Annotated in this window: 2 protein-coding genes; both read right to left on the minus strand. The window is 55.5% G+C overall.

Translation table 11 applies throughout. The annotated features are described in order from the left end of the window. Positions 1-915, minus strand: a complete 915-nt coding sequence (locus ABIE57_RS20485) for a type I restriction endonuclease (RefSeq protein ID WP_354540885.1) — start codon at positions 913-915, stop codon at positions 1-3. After that, the coding region (locus tag ABIE57_RS20490) for a hypothetical protein (protein ID WP_354540886.1) at positions 912-1493 on the minus strand (582 nt) is incomplete at its 5' end. The genes ABIE57_RS20485 and ABIE57_RS20490, both read right to left, overlap by 4 nt.

Here is a 1493-nt window from a genome sequence, read left to right on the forward strand (position 1 = left end):
TCAATTCGCTATCATGTTCGACGAACGCTTCAACGCGTGACCGTAACTGAAACCCGCATGGCCCGGACCAGTTACACAGAGTTCATGACACTCCCTACCGGTGACTTCCAAGTGCATGAACTGGCCGATGACATCGAGCATAACTGCTCGCGAACAGATCGCGTCGCCCCACTCACCAGACCGATAAAGGTAGGCAACACGGAATTCGTCCTCGATGTCGGGGTTTCCGGCCCCACCGTCGCGTCCACGATTGAACGGCAGGAAAAACGTCTTGCCGTTCTGAAGCCTTGTCGTCATCGAGACATTGTCTTCGTCGAGCGCAAAGTGGACGAGCGCACCCCGCTTGAATGTCAAAAGCGGCTCGCCAGCAGGCGAGCGGTCCGTGCGGTACTGCTTTTCGGCATGACGGAAGGTCGAACCGGTAAGCAGGTTCTTGGTCTCCATCGTCGCGATGGGCAAGCCGTTCAAGAATATTACGACGTCGAGCCGGTTGCCGTGTTTCGTGCTGTACTCGACCTCCTTCATGACTGACAAAATGTTCGCCTGATATTCGGCGACGCGCTTAGGCTCCAGGCCGCTGGCAGGGCGAAAGTAGCAAAGCGAAAACTTGATGCCTGGGACGATCTTGATCCCCTGACGCAGCACGTCGAGCAAGCCGCGATCCTTCAAAGCCTTCTCAAGCTGGTTGAAAAAGGTATCCTCGGCTGAAGCTGTGTAGTGCCCTTCAAGCTTCGCCCATTCATCGGGTTGGGTGCTCTTCACGAAGCGGAGAACCAGCGCCTTGTCCATCGCCAGCGAGCGGTCATATTCCGTAACAGGATCTCGACGTTCATAGCCTTCGCTGTTGACAAGGCAATCGATCAGGTGATCCTGAAGCACCTGCTCTTTGTGGAGATTGTGGGCCGAAATTGTCATGAAGCGACCCTCCCGTGCTGCTGAACTGCCGTGAAGGCGGCAAGGTAGTCGCGCAGGGCACACATCGCCTCATGGAAGAAGCGCAGCTCTGTGCCCAAGTAATCCCTCGCTTTAGTTCCGACACCGCCATAGCGGAGCCTAGTCGATCCCGGATCGATCTCGTTGAGCTCCTGCAATCGTTTTCGCGCCCACTCGTCCAGCCCGACGATCTTGTCCATGAGACCGTGCAGGCTGTGCCCGCGCTCTGGTCTAATGCCTGTCTGCGCCTCGATAATCTGTTTCAGCTTAACCTCGAAGGCGTGACGGAACAAATAGATGATCGGAAACTGCGCGACGAAATCCTCGATGTTATTGCTGTAAATCTGCTCGATCAGCGCCTCGCCGCATCGAAAGTAATTGTCTGAAATATCACCCAAATTATGCTCCTCCAAAATATCCATGTCCCCGAAGGAAAAACACTTCGGAAGACTCCACTCGTTAAATTGCGTATTCCGGGGTGATGCGCCCACCGATTCCGATTTGATGCGCCCACGCGTTCCGATTTTATCCGCCCACCGATTCCGGGGGATCCGCCCACC

The organism is Roseovarius sp. MBR-6, from assembly GCF_040547525.1.
GTDB lineage: Bacteria > Pseudomonadota > Alphaproteobacteria > Rhodobacterales > Rhodobacteraceae > Roseovarius.

Bases quoted from the DNA above. Each gene is read 5' to 3' on its own strand.
- ABIE57_RS20485 (WP_354540885.1), bottom strand. From the start codon at position 915: ATGACAATTTCGGCCCACAATCTCCACAAAGAGCAGGTGCTTCAGGAT.